Annotated in this window: 20 protein-coding genes and 1 pseudogene; 10 read left to right on the top strand and 11 right to left on the bottom strand. The window is 59.6% G+C overall.

All coding sequences use genetic code 11. The features are described 5' to 3' along the window. Window positions 1-16: 16 nt before the first annotated feature. The 4 genes from LOY35_RS04705 to LOY35_RS04690 all read left to right on the top strand — a co-directional run bounded on the left by LOY35_RS04705 (window position 17) and on the right by LOY35_RS04690 (window position 3078). Window positions 17-634 (top strand): hypothetical protein, encoded by a 618-nt coding sequence (locus LOY35_RS04705; protein ID WP_258631044.1) that lies wholly within the window; start codon window positions 17-19, stop codon window positions 632-634. Then, window positions 627-1367, top strand: a complete 741-nt coding sequence (locus LOY35_RS04700; RefSeq protein ID WP_258631042.1) for a hypothetical protein — start codon at window positions 627-629, stop codon at window positions 1365-1367. Before LOY35_RS04705 ends, LOY35_RS04700 begins: the two co-directional genes overlap by 8 nt. A 126-nt stretch (window positions 1368-1493) precedes the next feature. After that, entirely contained in the window at window positions 1494-2234 is a 741-nt protein-coding gene (locus LOY35_RS04695) for a DUF72 domain-containing protein (RefSeq protein ID WP_258631040.1), read from the top strand. A 139-nt stretch (window positions 2235-2373) separates the two neighbouring features. After that, window positions 2374-3078: a hypothetical protein gene (locus LOY35_RS04690; protein ID WP_258631038.1), complete on the top strand. Its 705-nt coding sequence runs from the start codon at window positions 2374-2376 to the stop codon at window positions 3076-3078. 317 nt (window positions 3079-3395) lie between these two features. Here LOY35_RS04690 and LOY35_RS04685 read toward each other — a convergent pair whose 3' ends face one another. The 9 genes and pseudogenes from LOY35_RS04685 to hmpA form a co-directional block, all read right to left on the bottom strand. Then, window positions 3396-3710, bottom strand: a complete 315-nt coding sequence (locus LOY35_RS04685; protein WP_258631036.1) for a DNA-binding transcriptional regulator — start codon at window positions 3708-3710, stop codon at window positions 3396-3398. After that, window positions 3707-4050 (bottom strand): annotated as a pseudogene (locus tag LOY35_RS04680) (toxin). Before LOY35_RS04680 ends, LOY35_RS04685 begins: the two are co-directional and overlap by 4 nt. A gap of 143 nt (window positions 4051-4193) precedes the next feature. Next, window positions 4194-5081 (bottom strand): heme o synthase, encoded by an 888-nt coding sequence (gene cyoE, locus LOY35_RS04675; protein WP_025211928.1) that lies wholly within the window; start codon window positions 5079-5081, stop codon window positions 4194-4196. 11 nt (window positions 5082-5092) lie between these two features. Continuing rightward, a complete protein-coding gene (gene cyoD / locus LOY35_RS04670) occupies window positions 5093-5428 on the bottom strand; it encodes a cytochrome o ubiquinol oxidase subunit IV (protein ID WP_047699661.1) in 336 nt (111 codons plus the stop codon). After that, window positions 5429-6055 carry a cytochrome o ubiquinol oxidase subunit III gene (locus LOY35_RS04665; RefSeq protein WP_024777554.1) on the bottom strand — a complete coding sequence of 209 codons (627 nt, stop codon included), beginning with the start codon at window positions 6053-6055 and terminating at the stop codon, window positions 5429-5431. A gap of 3 nt (window positions 6056-6058) precedes the next feature. Beyond that, window positions 6059-8089 (bottom strand): cytochrome o ubiquinol oxidase subunit I, encoded by a 2031-nt coding sequence (gene cyoB / locus LOY35_RS04660; RefSeq protein WP_258631032.1) that lies wholly within the window; start codon window positions 8087-8089, stop codon window positions 6059-6061. A gap of 3 nt (window positions 8090-8092) precedes the next feature. Continuing rightward, complete coding sequence (gene cyoA / locus LOY35_RS04655; RefSeq protein ID WP_258631030.1) at window positions 8093-9043, bottom strand: ubiquinol oxidase subunit II; 951 nt, start codon at window positions 9041-9043, stop codon at window positions 8093-8095. A 796-nt stretch (window positions 9044-9839) separates the two neighbouring features. Then, window positions 9840-10349 carry a disulfide bond formation protein B gene (locus tag LOY35_RS04650; RefSeq protein WP_258631028.1) on the bottom strand — a complete coding sequence of 170 codons (510 nt, stop codon included), beginning with the start codon at window positions 10347-10349 and terminating at the stop codon, window positions 9840-9842. Window positions 10350-10733: 384 nt separating this feature from the next. Next, window positions 10734-11915, bottom strand: a complete 1182-nt coding sequence (gene hmpA / locus LOY35_RS04645) for an NO-inducible flavohemoprotein (RefSeq protein WP_258631025.1) — start codon at window positions 11913-11915, stop codon at window positions 10734-10736. A 150-nt stretch (window positions 11916-12065) separates the two neighbouring features. Between hmpA and norR the strand changes: the two genes are divergently transcribed. From norR to LOY35_RS04620, 5 genes are all read left to right on the top strand, one after another. Continuing rightward, window positions 12066-13622 carry a nitric oxide reductase transcriptional regulator NorR gene (norR, locus tag LOY35_RS04640; RefSeq protein WP_258631023.1) on the top strand — a complete coding sequence of 519 codons (1557 nt, stop codon included), beginning with the start codon at window positions 12066-12068 and terminating at the stop codon, window positions 13620-13622. Between the two features lie 332 nt (window positions 13623-13954). Then, complete coding sequence (locus LOY35_RS04635) at window positions 13955-14857, top strand: chemotaxis protein CheV (protein WP_258631020.1); 903 nt, start codon at window positions 13955-13957, stop codon at window positions 14855-14857. 101 nt (window positions 14858-14958) lie between these two features. Then, a complete protein-coding gene (locus LOY35_RS04630; RefSeq protein WP_258631017.1) occupies window positions 14959-15285 on the top strand; it encodes a hypothetical protein in 327 nt (108 codons plus the stop codon). A 77-nt stretch (window positions 15286-15362) separates the two neighbouring features. Next, window positions 15363-16112: a YkgJ family cysteine cluster protein gene (locus LOY35_RS04625; RefSeq protein ID WP_258631015.1), complete on the top strand. Its 750-nt coding sequence runs from the start codon at window positions 15363-15365 to the stop codon at window positions 16110-16112. Between the two features lie 205 nt (window positions 16113-16317). Further along, a complete protein-coding gene (locus tag LOY35_RS04620) occupies window positions 16318-17289 on the top strand; it encodes a D-glycerate dehydrogenase (RefSeq protein ID WP_258631012.1) in 972 nt (323 codons plus the stop codon). A gap of 90 nt (window positions 17290-17379) precedes the next feature. Here the strand turns inward: LOY35_RS04620 and LOY35_RS04615 are convergent, their stop codons facing one another. Beyond that, window positions 17380-18297 (bottom strand): DMT family transporter, encoded by a 918-nt coding sequence (locus tag LOY35_RS04615; RefSeq protein ID WP_258631009.1) that lies wholly within the window; start codon window positions 18295-18297, stop codon window positions 17380-17382. A 139-nt stretch (window positions 18298-18436) separates the two neighbouring features. On the opposite strand from LOY35_RS04615, the gene LOY35_RS04610 reads away from it, so the two are divergent. Further along, entirely contained in the window at window positions 18437-19312 is an 876-nt protein-coding gene (locus LOY35_RS04610; RefSeq protein ID WP_258631006.1) for a helix-turn-helix domain-containing protein, read from the top strand. Window positions 19313-19384: 72 nt separating this feature from the next. Here LOY35_RS04610 and LOY35_RS04605 read toward each other — a convergent pair whose 3' ends face one another. After that, window positions 19385-19792: an HPF/RaiA family ribosome-associated protein gene (locus LOY35_RS04605; RefSeq protein WP_258631003.1), complete on the bottom strand. Its 408-nt coding sequence runs from the start codon at window positions 19790-19792 to the stop codon at window positions 19385-19387. Window positions 19793-20068 lie beyond the last annotated feature (276 nt).

Below are 20068 nucleotides of genomic sequence, written 5' to 3'. Positions count from 1 at the left end.
TGATAGGGCTCTTGTAATGAAATTAGAGGCAGTATTGACCGGCGACTTGATCCACTCGCAAAGCGCAGAAAATACGCTCGCCTATATCACTGGTTTGAAAGCGGTGCTTAAGCAACTGGAAAAACGCTACAAAGCAAAAGCGGAAACCTTTCGCGGGGATGGTTTTCAGATTTTGCTGAACCGACCCGAGCAGGCGCTTCACTGCGCCATTGCTCTACGAGCGGCCCTGGTGGCAGCTAGTCCTGAAAGAGAACGCTGGGATGCACGGATAGCGATAGGCATAGGTTCTGCACAGCAGTCGCAGACCTACCGCGAAGCCTTCGTCTTGTCCGGCCAAGGACTCGACAGCATGAAGAAAAACACCCTGGCAATATTCAGCGGCTATCAGGCGTTCCAAGAACGTACGGAGCTGCTGACAGAGTTCGTAGCCGCCATACTCGATCAATGGACGGCTGTCGAAGCTCAAACCTACGCTATTCATCTGATCGAAGCGACCGACCAACAGAGCATTGCCGATGCGCTAGGAAAATCTCGTATCACCATTAACAAAGCGTTGCAGCGTGCCCAGGCACGTTTGCTGGATAAATATCTGGCCTACACCAGCCGACTGATCAGAGAGCTGTCCCATGGTTGAGACATCGGCCTTGCTCGTCATTTTGATATTGGCGCACGTGGTGCTGGGCTTCTGGATATCCAGTCACAGTATCTTGCAACCGCCCTTCCACTTTAGCCGGAAGGTCATTATCAGTCTGTTGATTGCAGGCGTCTATTTCATCGTTTTTTCATTATTGATGGTTCTGTTGCGTGATAATGACATCTTCGCCTGGAAGGCCGGGTTACTCATGGCAGTCGCTCGATTTCTAACCCTCATTCTTACTCCGAGCGCATCCAAATCTCCGACTCTGGTATTGCTGTCCGGACAAGCCATCCTAGTGACCAGCTTGGTTGCGGTCTGGCTGATTTCCGAAAACAACGCTGCGAGTCTCCAGGTTTCTTTGACCAAGCTGATCACCACACCATTACTTGCAGTCGGTCTTGCCTACATATCGATGCTGCGTCCCGCTTCCGCCATGATAAGCACGATACTCAGCCCATGGATCAAGGAGATCGACAATACCGGCTCCCTGGCCAACGCCGGAACATTGATCGGCTATCTGGAACGGCTTCTGATTTTGACGTTTGTATTACTGGAACAATGGGAAGCGGTCGGTTTTCTCCTGACGGCAAAAAGCATTTTGCGCTTCAATGAAATCCAGAACGCCAAGGTGCGATCCATAAGTGAGTATGTGCTGCTGGGAACACTGCTAAGTTTCAGCCTAAGCATCGGAGTGGGACTGCTTGTGACGTATATCCTGAAATCCCAATGAGCAGTCTGTAGCCTTAAAAGGCTACTTTGCTCGATGTAGCCTCTCGAGGCTACACCCAAAAAATTTGCAGTTTTGAAGCAAATGCAACGGTCACAGATTGTAACGCTTGCAATCGGGCCTTCGCACTTGCCGACTTCACTCTACCACTCTCTCCTTCGCCTGGGCTGCGCCGGCTGGTCGCTGCCCCGAGAGCAATGGCCGGCCTTTCCCGAGGACGGCACCCACCTGCAACGCTACAGCGCCCGCTTCCCGGCCGTGGAGATCAACAGTTCGTTCTACCGCCCGCACCGTCCCGCCACCTATGCCAAGTGGGCGGACAGCGTCGTGCCGGACTTCCGCTTCTCGGTCAAGGTGCCCAAGCAGATCACCCATGAACGGCGATTGCGCGATTGCGACGGGCTTGTGGATGAGTTTCTCGGGCAATGTTCGCAATTGGGGGAAAAGCTGGGCTGCCTGTTGATCCAGCTGCCACCCTCACTGGCCTTCGATGCGGCGGTGGCCGAATCGTTTTTCAGCGCCTTGCGGGACCACTATCAGGGCCACGCGGTGCTTGAGCCCCGACATCCAAGCTGGCTGGCCGCGCACGTCACGGCATTGCTGCACGATGAACACATCGGCCGCGTTGCCGCCGATCCATCGCCCTTACCCGGCTGCGATCAGCCTGGAGGCTGGCCTGGGGTGCGTTACTACCGGCTGCACGGCTCACCGCGGATCTACCACTCCCGCTATGAGGACACTTGGCTGGAGCAACTCGCCCGGCAATTGAAACGCGAGCCCGATACGCCAACCTGGTGCATCTTCGACAACACCGCCAGTGGCGCCGCCATCCCCGACGCGTTGCGCTTGGAGGCGCTGATGCGCACCTGAACGCCGGTGCCGGCAACAAATGCCGACCAGCCACCGGATCAGCCGTGACAACACCGCCCGCGTCCAATAGATTAGGCGACCGAAAAAAAGCTCAATGCCTTTCTCGTCTTATCCAGCTAACAGAAGTAGTGAAATTTCAATGTCCGATTCCAATACCGCTGAATCCGTAGTCACCCTGTCGTCCAAAGCGGAATACGAAAACTCCATCAATCTTTCACAGCATCTGCCCCAGGCCAAGACCATCAGTGAGATGGTGTTGGATGCCTTCCAGTCGAACCGCGAGAGCGACCAGATCCGCGAGCTGCGCGGCGCCATCCGCCAGGCCCACGATGCGTTCGACGACGACAAGGCCTACGAACTGATGGGCCAGCTCAAGCAGCTCAAGGACGCCGAAGCGGCCGATTTCGCCGCACTGGAAGACCTGAGCAGCCGCTTCCCCATCAGCCGGATTCTTTCCAGCTACAAGGACGACCCGGCCTTCCAGGAATTGGTCTATGGCCTGGCCCTGAAGGTGCTGAACCAGACCCACCAGGCCATCAGCAACCCGAGCGGCAGCAAGGGCAAGGCCTCGCGGGCCAAGAAGGAAGCGCAAGTATTTGTCATCAGCAAGGACGGCATCAGCGTCACCCTGCCCCTGCGCACCCCGAGTTCCAAGCCGAACGTCGACCGTGAGGCCTTCGAATTCCTGGGCTTCAATTTCGTCGGCGAAGGGGACGAGGCCGAACTGGAAAACGACCTGTTCCTCGACAACGACGGCACCGAACAACAGGCCACCCGCAAAAGTATTATCACCGCTTTGCAACAGCAAAAGGCCTTTGACGGCTATAGCATCGCCCAGCAATAAACCCCAGAGCCTTGTGGGAGCGGGCTTGCTCGCGAAGGCGGTGGATCAGTTTGAATTGATGTTGGATGTACCGCCGCCATCGCGAGCAGGCTCGCTCCCGCACTGGTTCAGCAGTGCTCGCTGGTGATGTGCCTCACCCAATACCTGTGGGAGCGAGCCTGCTCGCGATAGCAGTGGGTCAGCCACCATGGATACTGAATGTGCCAACGTCTTCGCGAGCAAGCCCGCTCCCACAGAGACATCACCAGCCCTGGCAGTGCCCATGAAAAAGCCCCGCGCTTCTCTCGAAGGCGGGGCTTTTTCATGGCACTGATTGATCAGACAGCGCCGAGCCGCTCGACCATATCTGGAAATTTTTCGACCAGTTTGATCAACAAAGCGGCCTGCGCGTTGGGTTTGGATTTCTCCTGCTCCCAGTTTCTAAGCGTACCGGGGCTGGTCCTGATGCTCCTTGCAAAAACGGCCTGAGACATACGGAGCTTGTCCCGCAGAGCCACGATTTCTTGCGCCGAGACCTCTGGAGCAGGCTTGTCTTCGGCCGATATCTGGCGGAGGGTGATCTTGCCCTCTCGATGAGAAGCCATCTCCTCAACGCCTTGCATCAACTCGGCAAATAGGTCGCGCTTTTTCATAAGGTACCTCGTATTTTCAACTCCACTTCTATGGCGCGCTTGAGCGTCTTCTCCTCCTCGGAGGTCAGTTCTCCAATTCATCCTTGTCATAAATCGCAAACATCCAGAATTGACCATCATTCATAAGCCAATAGTAGATAACTCGCAACCCTCCTCGCTTCCCTTTGCCACGACGTCCATCCGGCCAACGCAATTTACGAAAGCCACCTGTGCGGGGCATCAGGTCGCCCGCTCCTGGATGCTGCAACATATGAGATTGAAGCAAGCGATATTCATCGTCCGTCAGATAACGGCCTACCGTGGCGGTAAATGAAGAGGTTTCAAAAAATAAGGTTCGCATGGCCAAACTATAGGCAATCTGCCTATAGTTCAACATCCAACATTGTGTTGCTCTAAATGACAGACCTTACCACTCAGGGCAGCGCCCAAGAAAAAGCCCCGCGCTTCTCTCGAAGGCGGGGCTTTCTGTACAGCGTCTGGCGCTTAAGGTGCGTAGGTCAGCAGCAGCTCACTTGGCACTTTGAAGTCCAGGGACATCATGACGCTCAGGGCGGTGATGGTGAAGATCGAGAACACGAACAGCTTGCGTGCCCAGACCGTGTCATCCACGGCCTTGTAGCCGGTCCAGGCCATGTACAGCCAGTACATGCCCATGGCGGCGGCGACGGCGAGGTAGCTCATGCCGGCGTAGCCGCTGAAGGTCAGCATCAAGGTCGCCACCAGGAAGGCCAGGATGTAGAGCAGGATGTGCTTCTTGGCCACGCGAATGCCGCGCTTGACCGGCAACACCGGAATCGAGGCGGCCAGGTAGTCGTTGAAGCGGAAGATCGCGATGGCATAGGAATGCGGCATCTGCCACAGGCTGAACATCACCAGCAGCGTCAGCGCAGCCATGTCGAAGCTGTTGCTGACCGCCACATAGCCGATCACCGGCGGCATCGCCCCCGACAGACTGCCCACCAGCGTGCCGTGAACCGACTTGCGCTTGAGGTACAGGCTGTAGAGGCCGACGTAGATGACGAAACCGATCACCGCGAACAGCGCCGCCAACGGGTTGGCCACGCGGTACAACAGCGCCACACCGGCCACGCCCAGCACCGTGGCGAACGCCAGGGCCAGTTGTACCGGGATCAGCCCCTGGACCAGCGCACGGTTTTTGGTGCGCTCCATCTTGATGTCGATGTCGCGGTCGATGCAGTTGTTGAACACGCAACCGGACGCCACCACCAGGGAGGTGCCGATCATCGCCGCCAGGAAGATGGCCAGATCGACATGCCCTTTCGAGGCCAGGAAAAACCCGCCTGCCACAGAAAGCACGTTACCGAAAATGATCCCCGGCTTGGTGATTTGGATAAAGTGCTTTAAGGACATCCGGACTTTCCTCAGTGCGCCATCATGTTGGTGTGGATGCTGAACATGATCCACAACGACAGGCCGACCAGCAGGACGATCACCAACGCCGCGAAGACAAACGCAATCACGTTGTTACGCTGGGCGGCGGAGCGGTCCAGGTGCAGGAAGTACACCAGGTGCACCAGGACCTGGACCACGGCGAAGATCAGGACGATCCACAGGGTCAGGCTTTTGGGCAGCGAGGGGTACATCACCAGGCCGAACGGGATGATGGTCAGGATCACCGACAGGATGAAGCCGATGGCATAGGACTTGACGCTGCCGTGACCGGCGTCATGACCATCATGGGAATGTGCGTTAGCCATTTACAGGGTCCCCATCAGATAAACAACGGTGAATACGCAGATCCACACCACGTCCAGGAAGTGCCAGAACAGACTCAGGCAGCTCAGGCGAGTCTTGTTGGTGGCGGTCAGGCCATTTTTCTGGACCTGGTACATCATGATCGCCATCCAGATCAAGCCGCTGGTCACGTGCAGACCGTGGGTGCCGACCAGGGTGAAGAACCCGGACAGGAAGCCGCTGCGGTTAGGACCGAAGCCCTCGGAGATCAACATGTGGAACTCGTTGATCTCCATGCCGATGAAGCCGGCACCGAACAGGAAGGTCATGGCCAGCCAGCCCAGGACCTGGGTTTTCTTGCCCTTGTACAACGCCAGCATGGCGAAGCCGTAGGTGATCGAGCTGAACAGCAGCAGAGCGGTTTCGCCCAGTACGTAAGGCAGCTCGAAGATGTCGTGGCCCGACGGGCCACCGGCGACGTTGTTTACCAGCACCGCGTAGGCCGCGAAGATCGACGCGAACAGAATGCAGTCGGTCATCAGGTAGAGCCAGAAACCGAATACGGTCATCTCGCCCGAGTCGTGGTGATGGTCATCGTGCCCATGGTCATGACCATGGGCGTGTCCAACATTGGTCACTAAGTTCGACATGGTTTAAGCCTGTTCCAACGAGGTTTCAACACGGGTGGCGGTGGCCCGGACTTTCCCGGCCGCGACCAGACGTTTGTGCTGCTCGGCTTCGATGCGCTCGATGACATCCACCGGCACCATGTAGCCCTGATCGTCGCGGGCGGCATGGATGGCGAAATACACCACGGTGCCGACCAGGCTGGCGGCGGCGAGCCACCAGATGTGCCAGATCATCGCGAAACCGAACACAGTCAACAGGCCGCCCATAACCACACCGGTAGCGGTGTTGTTCGGCATGTGGATCGGCGAGTACTTGGCCGCAGGCTGGTACGCAGTACCGTTTTCCTTGGCCTCGGTGAACGGGTCGATGGTGTCCGCTTTCGGCAGCACGGCGAAGTTGTAGAACGGCGGTGGCGAAGAGGTCGACCACTCCAGGGTATGGGCATCCCACGGATCGCCGTGTTCGCACATGTTCTCTGGCTTGTTGCGGTCACGCACGCTGACGTACAGCTGGATCAGCTGGCAGGCGATACCGACGGCGATCAGCACCGCACCGAACATGGCGACGTACAGGTACGGCACCCACTCAGGGTTGGCGGTGGTGTTCAGGCGACGGGTCATGCCCATGAAGCCCAGTACATAGAGCGGCATGAACGCGACGAAGAAGCCGGTGATCCAGAACCAGAACGCGCCCTTGCCCCAGCCTTCGTGCAGCTTGAAGCCGAACGCTTTCGGGAAGTAGAAGGCGAAGCCGGCGATGTAGCCGAACACCGCGCCGCCGATGATCACGTTATGGAAGTGCGCGATCACGAACAGGCTGTTGTGCAGGACGAAGTCGGCACCCGGGATGGCCAGCAGTACGCCGGTCATACCGCCGATGGCGAAGGTCACCATGAAGCCCAGGGTCCACAGCACGTGGCTGGTGAAACGCAGGCGGCCCTGGTAGATGGTGAACAGCCAGTTGAACAGCTTCACCCCCGTCGGGATCGAAATCAGCATCGTCGCCAGGCCGAAGAAGGCGTTGACGCTGGCCCCCGAACCCATGGTGAAGAAGTGGTGCAGCCAGACCATGAAGCCCAGCACCGAGATCGCGCCGGAAGCGTAGATCATCGAGTGGTGGCCGAACAGTTTCTTGCCGGAGAAGGTCGAGATGACTTCGGAGAAGATCCCGAACGCCGGCAGGATCAGGATGTACACCTCGGGGTGACCCCAGGCCCAGAACAGGTTGACGTACATCATCGGATTTCCACCCAGTTCATTGGTGAAAATGTGGAAATCCATGTAACGGTCAAGCGTCAGCAGTGCCAGGGTAGCGGTCAGGATCGGGAACGAAGCGACGATCAGGACGTTGGCCCAGGTGCAGGTCCAGGTGAAGATCGGCATGTCCATCAGCTTCATGCCCGGGGTACGCATTTTCAGCACGGTGGCCAGGAAGTTGACCCCCGTCAGCGTCGTCCCCAACCCGGATAGCTGTAGCGCCCAGATGTAGTAATCCACACCCACGCCCGGACTGTATTGCAGCCCCGACAACGGCGGATAGGCAACCCAACCGGTCTTGGCGAATTCACCAACACCCAGGGACAGGTTGATCAGCACGACGCCGGACACCAGCAGCCAGAAGCTCAGGGAGTTCAGGAAAGGGAAGGCAACGTCACGGGCACCGATCTGCAGCGGCACTGCCAGGTTCATCAGGCCGGTGAAGAATGGCATCGCCATGAAGATGATCATGATCACACCGTGGGCGGTGAAGATCTGGTCATAGTGTTCAGGCGGCAGGTAGCCAGGCGAACCCTCGGTGGCCATGGCCAACTGGGTACGCATCATGATCGCGTCGGCAAAACCGCGCAGCAGCATGACCATGGCGACGACGATGTACATCACGCCGATTTTCTTGTGGTCGACCGACGTCAGCCACTCGGTCCACAGGTAGGTCCACTTCTTGAAGTAAGTGATCCCGGCGAACAGCGCCAGACCACCGAGCGCGATGATGGCGAGGGTCACCATGACAATCGGCTCGTGGAACGGGATCGCTTCCCAACTTAATTTACCAAACATCGTTTACTCCTCTGCCCCGGCAGCTGAATGCGAACTCATGTCCATCCCTTCCATGTTGTGCGCCACTTCTTCCTGCTCTTTCTTCTCGTGGTGCATCGGCTTGCCCGGATTCATCCCTTCATACTTGTCGATGATGGTCTGGAACAGGTTCGGCGTGACCGCGGAGTAGAGTTCGACTGGGTTGTTCTGGCTCGGTTTGGAAAGGGCTTCGTATTCAGCTTTTTCAAGCTGTTTAGGTGCCTTCTTCACATCGTTGACCCAGGCGTCGAAGTCCTCCTGAGTGGTGGCGATTGCTTTGAACTTCATGCCGGTGAAACCCGCGCCGCTGTAGTTGGCGGAGATCCCTTCGAGTTCGGCATTCTGGTTGGCGATCAGGTGCAGCTTGGTCTGCATGCCCGCCATCGCGTAGATCTGGCCGCCCAGGCCCGGGATGAAGAACGAGTTCATCACGGTGTCGGAGGTGACCTTGAAGTTGATCGGCGTGTGGGCCGGGAACACGATCTTGTTGACGGTGGCGATGCCTTGTTCCGGATAGATGAACAGCCACTTCCAGTCCATCGAGACCACTTCAATGGTGATCGGCTTGACGTCGGAGTCCAGCGGACGGTACGGGTCCAGGGCGTGGGTCGACTTGTAGGTGACATAACCCAGGGCAATGATGATCAGGACCGGGATTGTCCACACGGCTGCTTCAATCTTGGTGGAGTGCGACCACTTCGGCGTGTACACGGCCTTGGTGTTGGAAGCGCGGTATTTCCAGGCGAACAGGAACGTCATGACGATAACCGGCACGACGACCAGCAACATCAGCAGCGTGGCGGTGATGATCAGGTTTCGTTCATCCAGGCCGACCTGGCCCTTGGGATCGAGCAAGGTCATGTTGCAGCCTCCCAGCAGCAACGTGCCGAGCAGCGGCAGCAAGCCTAGTAATCGGGGGTACCTGTTTTTACTCATCTCACGACCTCTAAAGCAGCTTGCGCAATGCAGTTGGGTTTTGATCGCCAACACTTCACCCTGCCAAGGGTTGGCATTTTCTTGGATTTGAATAAGGGCTGCCCGTCGCGCGTCAGACGCTGTTCGACATATCCTGGGCCAGCAGTGAGTTCTTATTCGAATTCGTCGGTAAAAGGCCTTGGTTACAGCCCAATTCCATTTGGTGCGGGTAGTTGGAAGGCACCGACACCTGGGTCGCATGGGGCGCTGGCGCCCTTCGACCACCTCTCGTGCTCAAGCCTGAGCCGGGTCGGATATTCGGTGCGGCCGATTGTAGTGAGCTGAAGCGCCGGAGACTATGTCTCATCCCGAAATAATTTTTATCCAAACCGACAACAATCTCTTCCGGATACCGCAACGGTCCGGCATGTTATCGAAATTGATTCTCAACAAGAACCCCAAAAAACGTAGGCCTACTACGCCCGATTCAGACAGCATGAACGGCATGCACTGATGGCTTTTTTCCCGGCAAACGCCCATTTTTCGGGGGGCTCGCCAAATGGCGCTACGCTGTTAAAAATGCCTGCTGCCTACTCCGCAAAGATGGCAGGCATGGCAAGTCGGAACGTTTTTTTTGTTACAGGACAAGGCGCATATCCAGGTAGCGAACGACTCCGAAACCGGGAAATGTGTGACAACGTGTCGCACAGTGTCGCAGGTCATTCTTGTCCCGGATCAAGGCCGATCCTTTCGAGGGCTGAAACGCAAAACGCCCCGGTTCTCCAACAGAGAAACCGGGGCGTTTCACCAAGTCGCGTCAGCGAAGGGTCTTGCGGTTACGCGATACCAGCAAGGGTACCAGCACCACGATCAACACGAAGGCCAGCAGCGCCCACTGCGCCAGAGACAAGCCCAGGATCGGCGGGTACGGGGTGGAGCAGAACCCATCGACCTGGAAACCCAGCGGGAAGATCTTCGCCAGGGGCAGATCATCGACAATCGGTTGCAGCACATCGATACCGCAACTGACCGCCGGGAAGAACTGGGTGTACACATGATGCCCCGCCACCCCAGCACCTGCCACGGCGCAGAGCACCACAATCCCCTCAAGGATCGTCAGGCTGCGACGGGTGCGCATGGCCGCGCCGATGAAAGCGAAGATTGCGATCAGCAACAGCGCATAACGCTGCAGGATGCACAGCGGGCACGGAGCTTCACCGAGGGCCACCTGCATGTACAGCGCGCCACCGATCAGCGCCAGGCAGATCAGCCCCAGCAGCACCAGGTAGCGACGCTCGCGGCCCAACCGCATCATTTCCTCACTCATTGCGTTTTCCTTTGGATACATGGATCGACGCGCAGCCTTGCGACGCCCGGCGCGCTGTCGGATGACCGAAGTCTACACGTTGGCCATGACAGTGAACGAGCGGCTTGCGCCAACGTTGAGGGGGAATAGACAGGAAAAAGGTTAAGCGCGGATTAACTTTGAGCGGGCGAAGACGTCAGTTGAGGATGTGCAACGCATGCCGGCCCCATCGCGAGCAGGCTCGCTCCCACAGGATCTGGTGACGCTCAGGAAGACGCGCTTACCGCAAGCCCGCTCCCACATTTTTTGCGGCGGGCACAACAGTGCATCCGCCGCAATTCCCTGTGGGAGCGAGCCTGCTCGCGATGAAGGCAAACCCGGCTCTATCAGGCTTGCCGCCTGCCTTTACTCCAGCGCAGCAGCCGGTCCGAAGAATTCGTAGCGGCTCTGTCCATCCGGCACGCCCAGGGCCTTGAGATGACGCTTCACGGCCGCCATGAAGCCCTTCGGCCCAAGGAAGTAGGCATCCAGGTCACGCTGTTCCGGCAGCCATTTGGCCAGTTGTTCCTGGCTCAACAAGCCAATCCGGTCGGCCGCCGGACTCAAGCCGTCGTCTTCGTCATAGCAATAGAAGCGCTTGAGCTGCGGGTGCCGCGTGGCCAGGTCGTCGATCCACTCACGGAAGGCATGGGCGCGACCATTGCGTGCGCAGTGAATGAAATGTACCGGCCGCTCGGTTTGCAACGCCGCCTGCAGCATCGCCAGGGTCGGGGTGATGCCGACGCCACCGCTGATCAACACCAGGGGTTTGTCACTGGCGGTCAGGTAGAAATCCCCGGACGGCGGGAACAGCTGGATGCTGCTACCAATCTGGAAATCATGATGCAGGTAGTTCGACACCCGTCCATTTGGCTCGCGCTTGACACTGATCCGGTATTGACCGTTGTCCGCCAGTGCCGACAGTGAATAGTTACGACGCACTTCCTCACCATCCAGGAACAGTTTCATGCCGATGTACTGACCCGGCTCGGCCCGCAGAATCGGCCCTTTGTCCGCCGGCTCGAAATAGAACGAGGTGATCTCCGAGCTTTCCTGGGCCTTGGCCACCAGGATGAATTCCCGATCGCCCCGCCAGCCACCCGGCGCAGCGGCTTTCTGGTCATACATGCCGGCTTCGGCGCCGATCAGGATATCGGCCAGCTGGTTATAGGCAGCGCCCCAGGCCGAAATCACTTCGGGCGTGGCAATCTCGTTGCCCAGCACTTCGGCAATTGCCCGCAACAAGCAGGAACCGACGATCGGGTAATGCTGCGGTTCGATCTGCAAGGCGACGTGCTTGTTGACGATTTTCGCCACAAGGTCACCCAACTGGTCGAGCTGGTCGATGTGCCGCGCGTACATCAATACGCCGTTGGCCAGGGCCCGAGGTTGATCGCCGCTGGCTTGGTGAGCCTGGTTGAACAGCGGTCGGACTTGCGGATACTCGGAAAGCATCATGCGATAGAAATGAGTGATGAGCGCTTCACCACCGCTTTCGAGCAATGGAACGGTGGAGCGAATGATGGCGCGTTCTTCCCGGGTGAGCATAAGGTGACTCCTCGTGTATTACGGAAACGGATATCCATGCTTATCAGTTTTCATGCCAAAAATATTTTCCTTTATTTTCAGCAAGTTAAAAATAAAGTAGTCATTAAGACACGAGCGAGGATATAGTCCTTTCGACTACATGGAGTCATTATGACCGCAACCTCCCTGCTGACTTCCCTGCTGCCACTGGTAGCGGACCTGTCTCGCGAACTGCCTGAAGGCGAGCGCTATCGCCGCTTGCTCGGTGCCCTGCGCGCCTTGCTGCCCTGTGACGCGGCGGCGCTGTTGCGGCTGGACGGGGACTGCCTGGTGCCGCTGGCGGTGGATGGCTTGAGCACCGACACCTTGGGCCGACGCTTCCGGGTCAGCGAACACCCGCGCTTCGAAGCATTGCTGGCCAACCCGCATCCCACCCGTTTCGCCACCGACAGCGACCTGCCCGACCCTTACGATGGACTGGTCGAAGGTCTCGACGACCATCTGGAGGTTCACGACTGCATGGGCTGCCCGTTGTTCGTCGACGAGCGTCCCTGGGGTCTGCTGACCCTTGACTCACTGGATCCGGAGCGTTTCGAACCCATAGACCTCAGTGCCCTGCAGGCCTTCGCCAGCCTCGCCGCCGCCACGGTCAGCGCCGCCGAACGCATCGAACACCTGGCCTTGAAAGCCGAAGACGAACACCGTCGCGCCGAGGTCTATCGCCAGGCCAGCGGCCAGCAACCCCGCGACATGGTCGGCCAGAGCAAGGCCCATAAACGCCTGGTGGAAGAGATCAATCTGGTGGGCGGTAGCGACCTGACCGTGTTGATCACCGGGGAAACCGGCGTCGGCAAGGAACTGGTCGCGCAAGCCATCCACGCGGCTTCCAAGCGCGCCGAACAGCCGCTGATCAGCCTCAACTGCGCCGCCCTGCCGGACACCCTGGTGGAAAGCGAACTCTTCGGCCATGTACGCGGCGCGTTCACCGGGGCCACGAGCGACCGGCGCGGCAAGTTCGAGCTGGCCGATGGCGGCACGTTGTTCCTCGACGAAGTGGGCGAGCTGTCCCTGACTGTCCAGGCCAAACTGCTGCGAGTGTTGCAGAGCGGCCAGTTGCAGCGCCTGGGCTCGGACAAGGAACACCAGGTCGACGTCCGCCTGATCGCCGCGACCAATCGCGACCTGGCCGAAGAGGTGCGCAGCGGCCGTTACCGGGCAGACTTCTATCACCGCCTGAGCGTGTATCCCTTGCAGGTACCGGCGCTGCGGGATCGCGGCCGGGATGTACTGCTGCTCAGCGGTTTCTTCCTGGAGCAGAACCGCTCGCGCATGGGCCTTAACAGCCTGCGCCTGAGCAGCGACGCCCAGGCCGCGTTGCTGGCCTACGACTGGCCGGGTAACGTGCGTGAACTGGAGCACCTGATCGGCCGTAGCGCCCTGAAAGCGCTGGGCAGATGCCCGATGCGCCCGAAGATCCTCAGCCTCGGCGCCCAGGACCTGGACCTGCCCCAGGCCGCCGAGCCAACGTCAGAACCCTCACTTCCCCCCTCTGCAACAGCGATGGAACCGGTGACGGGTGACCTGCGCGAAGCCATGGATGATTTCCAGCGCCGGCTGATCGGCGCCAGCCTGGAACGCCATCAGCACAACTGGGCCAGCGCCGCCCGGGAACTGGGGCTGGATCGAGCGAACCTGGGTCGGATGGCACGGCGGTTGGGGCTCAAGTAACGCCCTCAAGTTGCTCAAGCCCTTGTGGCGAGGGGATTTAGCGAAACGTCGCACCGCCCCGTTGGGCTGCGAAGCGGCCCTAAAATCAGGCAATGCAGTGTGTCAGGCAGATTGGATTTGCTGATTTGGGGCTGCTTCGCAACCCAACGGGGCGGTGCGACGTTTCGCTAAATCCCCTCGCCACAGGTTGTGTATTCACAGGCCGCTGACCCCGAAATCGGATGTCGGCAGCTTTCACCCTAAAGCCTGCCCCCAACAAGTCGATAACCCGATATCAAAAGCTGTTTTGGCGATCTTCACGTTCGCCCCACCTTTTTACACAGAAGGTTTTTATGTCTTCCAACAAAGCCCGCGCAGATTCACTTTCGCTTCTGCTGTTTACCTTGCGCAGCGGCAAGCTGATGGCAATCAACCTGCTCAAAGTCAGTGAGATCATCCCGTGCCCGCCACTGACCAAACTGCCGGAATCGCACCCGCACGTAAAAGGCATCGCGACCCTGCGTGGCGCATCGCTGTCGGTGATTGACCTGAGCCGCGCCATCGGCGAGCGGCCGCTGGAAGATCCGGATGGTGGCTGCCTGATCGTCACCGACGTCAGCCGCTCCAAGCAGGGCCTGCATGTGCAGGCGGTGAGCAAGATCGTCCATTGCCTGACCACCGACATCAAGCCACCGCCTTACGGCTCCGGCGGTAACCGCGCGTTCATCACCGGCGTAACGTCGGTGGATGGCACGCTGGTGCAGGTACTGGACATCGAGAAGGTCATCCATGGCATCGCCCCGGCGCAGATCGAAACCGCGCCCACCGAACTGAGCATGGAAGACGCCGAAGTGCTGGGCAACGCACGGATCCTGGTGGTCGATGACAGCCAGGTGGCACTGCAACAATCGGTACACACCCTGCGCAACCTGGGCCTGCAATGCCACACCGCCCGCAGCGCCAAGGAAGCCATCGAATGCCTGTTGGACCTGCAAGGCACGGACAACCAGATCAACCTCATCGTCTCCGACATCGAAATGTCGGAAATGGACGGTTACGCCCTCACCCGCACCCTGCGGGAAACACCGGACTTCGCCCATCTCTACGTGTTGCTGCACACCTCGCTGGACAGCGCCATGAACAGTGAAAAGGCCCGGCTGGCCGGCGCCAACGGGGTACTGACCAAATTTTCCTCGCCAGAACTGACCAAGTGCCTGATCACAGCGGCCAAGGCGGTGGCCGAACAAGGCCACTGAGTTGTACCGATGGTGTGCTCCTGCGTTCCGGCGTGGGAGCGATCAGGGTCCGGTAACCTCAGGCATACTCTTGCCCTGACTTTCCGGAACGAGACATCCCGATGAAAACCCGCGCATTGATTCTCCTTGGCTTCGCTGCCCTGGCCTCCCAGGCCCACGCGTCCAGCCCGGAGGCCTGGGCCGCCTACGACAAAGCCGTGCTGGCCAGCTGCATCAAGGCCAGTGGCCTGAAGGACGTCGAGCCGGTGGGCACCGCCGCGCAATTCGACGACCGGGTCGGCTACACCGCGCTGTTGCTGCAAGGCCAATACCCGCAGAAACACATGAAAGGGGCGACCGGTACCGAATTATGCCTCTATCGCAAGAAAACCAAGACCGCCCATGTGACCGAATGGGACTCGATCCGCCCCGCCGCGACCGAGCAGTGAGTGGCGCATAACTTGCTTCGCGAGGCTCGTCACGGCGTTTTTCTGTCGCCGCCTTCCAGCTCTCGACCGGTCGCTCAATGAATACAAGGTTTTCCTGCGTAGGCTGCGGCAAATGCTGCTCCGGCCATCATGTTCCCCTGAGCCTCGACGAAGCCCGGATGTGGGCAAGCGATGGCGGCCAGGTCATTGTCCTGGTGGAAGCCTTCCTGCCCAATGGCCTAGGCCTGCCGGTGGCGCAACGCGAGCATGCCGAACGCCGTTCCGTCAGGGTTCGGAGCGGCGGCAGCGATGCCTTCGTGGCGATCACCTTTGCCGCTTATAACGCCGGCCGTTGCCATAATCTCGACGAAGAAAACCTCTGCCGCATCTACGAACGCCGCCCGCTGGTGTGCCGCATCTATCCGATGGAAATCAACCCGCACATCCCCCTCAACCCTGCCGCCAAGGACTGCCCACCGGAATCCTGGGAAACCGGACCGCAACTGATCGTCGGCGGGAAACTGGTCGATGAAGAACTGGCCGGGCTGATCGAACGTTCGCGCCAGGCCGATCGTGAAGAAATCGCGATCAAGGACCGCATCTGTGCGGCCCTGGGAATCCGCACCACCGCGTTGAAGGGCGACGGGTTTACCGCCTATCTGCCGGACATGACAGCGTTCGCGGCCGCCATCGATCAGGTGCGCTTGCGGCCCATGGCGTCGGAAACCGGTGAATGGCAGTTCCATCTGTCCGGGGATGACGTCGCCCGCGAGGTCATGGCCTGTGGCGCGCGGGTGGTAACTGAGACAGCCCCCGATTACGCGTTCATTTCGCTGCAGACGGCCTAGAGACGATATAAAGGCCCCTTGTGGGAGCGAGCCTGCTCGCGATAGCGCCATGCCAGTCAACATCAATGCTGGCTGGTGCGCCACCATCGCGAGCAGGCTCGCTCCCACAGATCATTCCAGGTCATAACCTGCACTCTCCCTCTCGCCTAACCCTCGCTGGGAATGTTAGCGTGCTTGGTATTGCCTCCAAGACGAGCTCTGCACGATGAAAAAAACCGTACTTGCCTTCAGCCGTATCACGCCCCAGATGGTCGAGCGCCTGCAACAGGACTTCGACGTGATCGTGCCGAACCCATCGAAGGGTGACATCAACGCGCAGTTCAACGAAGCCCTGCCCCATGCCCACGGCCTGATCGGGGTCGGCCGCAAGCTCGGTCGCGAGCAACTGCAAGGCGCCGCGAACCTGCAAGTGGTCGCCAGTGTGTCGGTGGGTTACGACAACTACGACCTGGCCTACTTCAATGAACGCGGGATCATGCTCACCAACACCCCCGACGTGCTGACCGAAAGCACTGCCGACCTGGCCTTCACCCTGCTGATGAGCAGCGCCCGTCGCGTTGCGGAACTGGACGCCTGGACCAAGGCCGGACAATGGCAGGCGACGGTGGGACCGCAACTGTTCGGCAGCGACGTGCACGGCAAGACCCTGGGCATCGTCGGCATGGGCAACATCGGCGCGGCCATCGCCCGGCGTGGCCGGTTGGGGTTCAACATGCCGATCCTGTACAGCGGCAACAGCCGCAAGACCGAACTGGAAAACCAGCTGGGCGCGCAGTTTCGCGAGCTGGACCAGTTGCTGGCCGAAGCGGACTTCGTCTGCCTCGTCGTGCCCCTGAGTGAAAAGACCCGCCACCTGATCGGGCAGCGGGAACTGTCGCTGATGAAGCCGAGCGCCATCCTGGTCAACATTTCCCGCGGCCCGGTGGTGGATGAACCGGCGCTGATCGAAGCCTTGCAGAACAACCGCATCCGTGGCGCCGGGCTGGACGTCTACGAGAAGGAGCCGTTGAGCGAATCACCGCTGTTCCAGCTGAAGAATGCCGTCACCCTGCCGCACATCGGCTCGGCCACCCACGAAACCCGTGAAGCCATGGCCAATCTCGCGGTGGATAACTTGCGCAGTGCGCTGCTGGGCGAACGGCCGCAGAACCTGGTCAACCCGCAAGTCTGGAAATAGAAGCCGGCGCCACATCCTATCGCCCCGCTTTGTGGGAGCACGGCTTGCCCGCGAAACGAACGCCTCGGTTTCTGACAAAGCGCGTCGCATTCATCGCGGGCAAGCCTTGCTCCCACAAAGTGCGACACTTGGCGCCGCTGGACGAGGCTTGCGAAACACCAGCACGTTCCCCAGCATCACCAATACCAGCCCGGCCAGTGCCGGAGCCGTCCACTGGTAGCCTTCGACAAACGCCGAGACATTCAACGCCACCACCGGGAACAGCACCGTGCAATACGCGGCCCGCTCCGGCCCCATGCGCCCCACCAGCGTCAGGTAAGCAGTAAAGCCGATCACCGACCCCGGGATCACCAGGTACAGCAGCGAACCCATGTAGCGCAGGTTCCATTCCATATCGAACGCAATCCCGTTGAACAGGCACCACCCCGCCAGCATCGCCGCGCCGTAGGCCATGCCCCAGGCGTTGGTGGTCAACGGCTTGAGCCCGGCCTTTTGTTGCAGGCTCGAAAGCATGTTGCCCGCCGAGAAACACAACGTGCCCAGCAATGCCAACGCCAACCCGAGCAGCGTCTGCGGGCTCGCGTGATGGCCGGCCAGCTCCGGCCAGAACAACAGCCCCAGCCCCAGCAACCCCAACCCACCGCCCAACAGTACGTTACGGGCGATCCGCTGACCGAAGAACACGCGGGCATTGAGGGCATTCCACAGCGTGGCCGTGGAAAACACCACCGCCACCAGGCCGCTGGGGATCCACTGGCTGGCCGTGAGGAAACACATGAAATTGATGCAGAACAGGCACAACCCCTGGGCCAGACAGATCAAATGACCACGGCGGTTCATCACCTGCAGGCGCCGGCTGAGCAGGAGCATTGCGAACAGGATCAGGGCCGCGAGGCCGAAGCGATAGACAATCGATACCGGAATGGCGACGACGCCCAGTTGCAGCTTCAGTGCGATCCAGGTGGTGCCCCAGATGAGTACGGTAAGCAGGTATAGCGAGAGGTTCATGGTGACGGCTCCTGACAATGGCATTCAGTGTCACGCCGTCGTCCACGGGGCACTTGCGTAAACTTGCGGTTTTGTCGGCGTGCAGGCTGGCACGGGTCTTCCAACGGAGTAGGATGCAAGGCGTTGGAGATAACCGATCATGCCCACACTGCAAACCCTGCAAGTCTTCCAAGCCCTCAACAGCTCGCCCAATGCCCGTCTGGAGCACAGTGCCGAGCTCGGTGACGGCATGGCGGCCGCCTTGTGGACCAATCATCATGACGCCCGGAACTACGAGGCGCCGACCCACCACACGCTGTCCTGCTATATCGCCGGCGGCACCGGTACCTTTCGTCGCGAACGGCCCGACACCCTCGGGGCACCCGACAAACTCTGCATCCTGCCGGCGGACCATGAATCGGCCTGGGTCATCAACGGCGACATTCGCCTCGCCCACCTGTACTTCAGCGCCGAACAATTCGCCTTAGGTTGCGTCACGCTGCTGGATCGCGAACCCCGGCAAGTGCAACTGCGCGAGGCGACCTTTCTCGACGACGAGCAACAGGCACAACGCTTTCGCCAGTTGATCGCCTTGAACTGGGATGAACCCGGCGAGCGCCTGCTGACCACCAGCCTGGCCCACGAGTTGCTCAACCATCTGCTGCTCAGTCAGGTCGGCCAGCGCCAGGGCCTGCGTCTCAAGGGCGGGTTGGCCGCGCACCAGCGCCGGTTGCTGGTGGACTACATAGACAGCCATCTGGCCGACGCCATCAGTCTCGGGCAACTGGCGGCATTGTGTGCGCTGTCCGAATACCATTTTGCCCGGATGTTCCGCGAAAGCTTCGGGTTGCCACCCCACCAGTATGTGTTGGCGAGACGCCTGGCACAGGCGCGGCACCTGCTGCGCCACAGTTCACAACCGCTGGGCGACGTGGCACTGGCTTGCGGGTTCGCCAGCGCCAGCCACTTCACCCACCGTTTCCGCCAGGCATTGGGGGCGACGCCAGGGGAGTATCGGCAAGCCTTCTTGCGCTGATAGCGCTTGCAAACGAAAACGGGCCTGCAATTGCAGGCCCGTTTTCAGTTGGGATTAAAGATGAACGAGGTTTCAGCCGTGACGGGTGGCCCGCTCGTTCTCCAGGAATTCTTCTTCCAGCATCGCATCGGCCAAGGCCACGGATTCGGTCTGGACCGCAGCGGCGCGTTTGCCACGCAGCTTGCCGAACAGGTGCTCCAGGGCATTCTCCAACTTCGTTGCCGCGCCCTCGATCGCTGCCTCCAGCGAACCGGCCTTGTGCGTCACGGAAATCGGCTGATGGCCCTTCGGCCGGGCTTCGATCTGGCAACGCAGATCGTGGGGACCAGGCTTGGCGCCGTTCTCGTCCCCCAGATGGACCTCGACCCGTGTCAGGTCTTCTTCATAACGTTCGAGCGTGCTTTCGATGGTAGTACGTACCCACTCCTCCAGTCGGATGCTGCTTTGAATATGGTTATCGCTGTTGACTTGGATTTGCATAGTTCATCCCTTATTTCGGCTAGCTCGCCAGGGGCCTGTCGACGTTGGCGTAACGGCCCCTTGAATACAGAGTCGGGCTGCCCGAGGAACAATTCAAGCCCCCGGAAAAGATAAATATTGATTTGCAAATAAAGCCGGACAACGGGCAAAAGCGCTGTTAATGTCGGGAGTTTCCTCGCCCCGCCATCTTTCGCAATTTGCGCCCCGCACCGCACCGTCAACGTACACCCCGCCCCGAAACGGGCACCACTGGAGGCCCTTTCCAGAGCGTTCCGG

It is taken from the genome of Pseudomonas sp. B21-028 (genome assembly GCF_024749045.1).
Classification (GTDB): Bacteria; Pseudomonadota; Gammaproteobacteria; order Pseudomonadales; family Pseudomonadaceae; genus Aquipseudomonas.
This window is presented reverse-complemented; position numbering and strand designations above follow the sequence as displayed.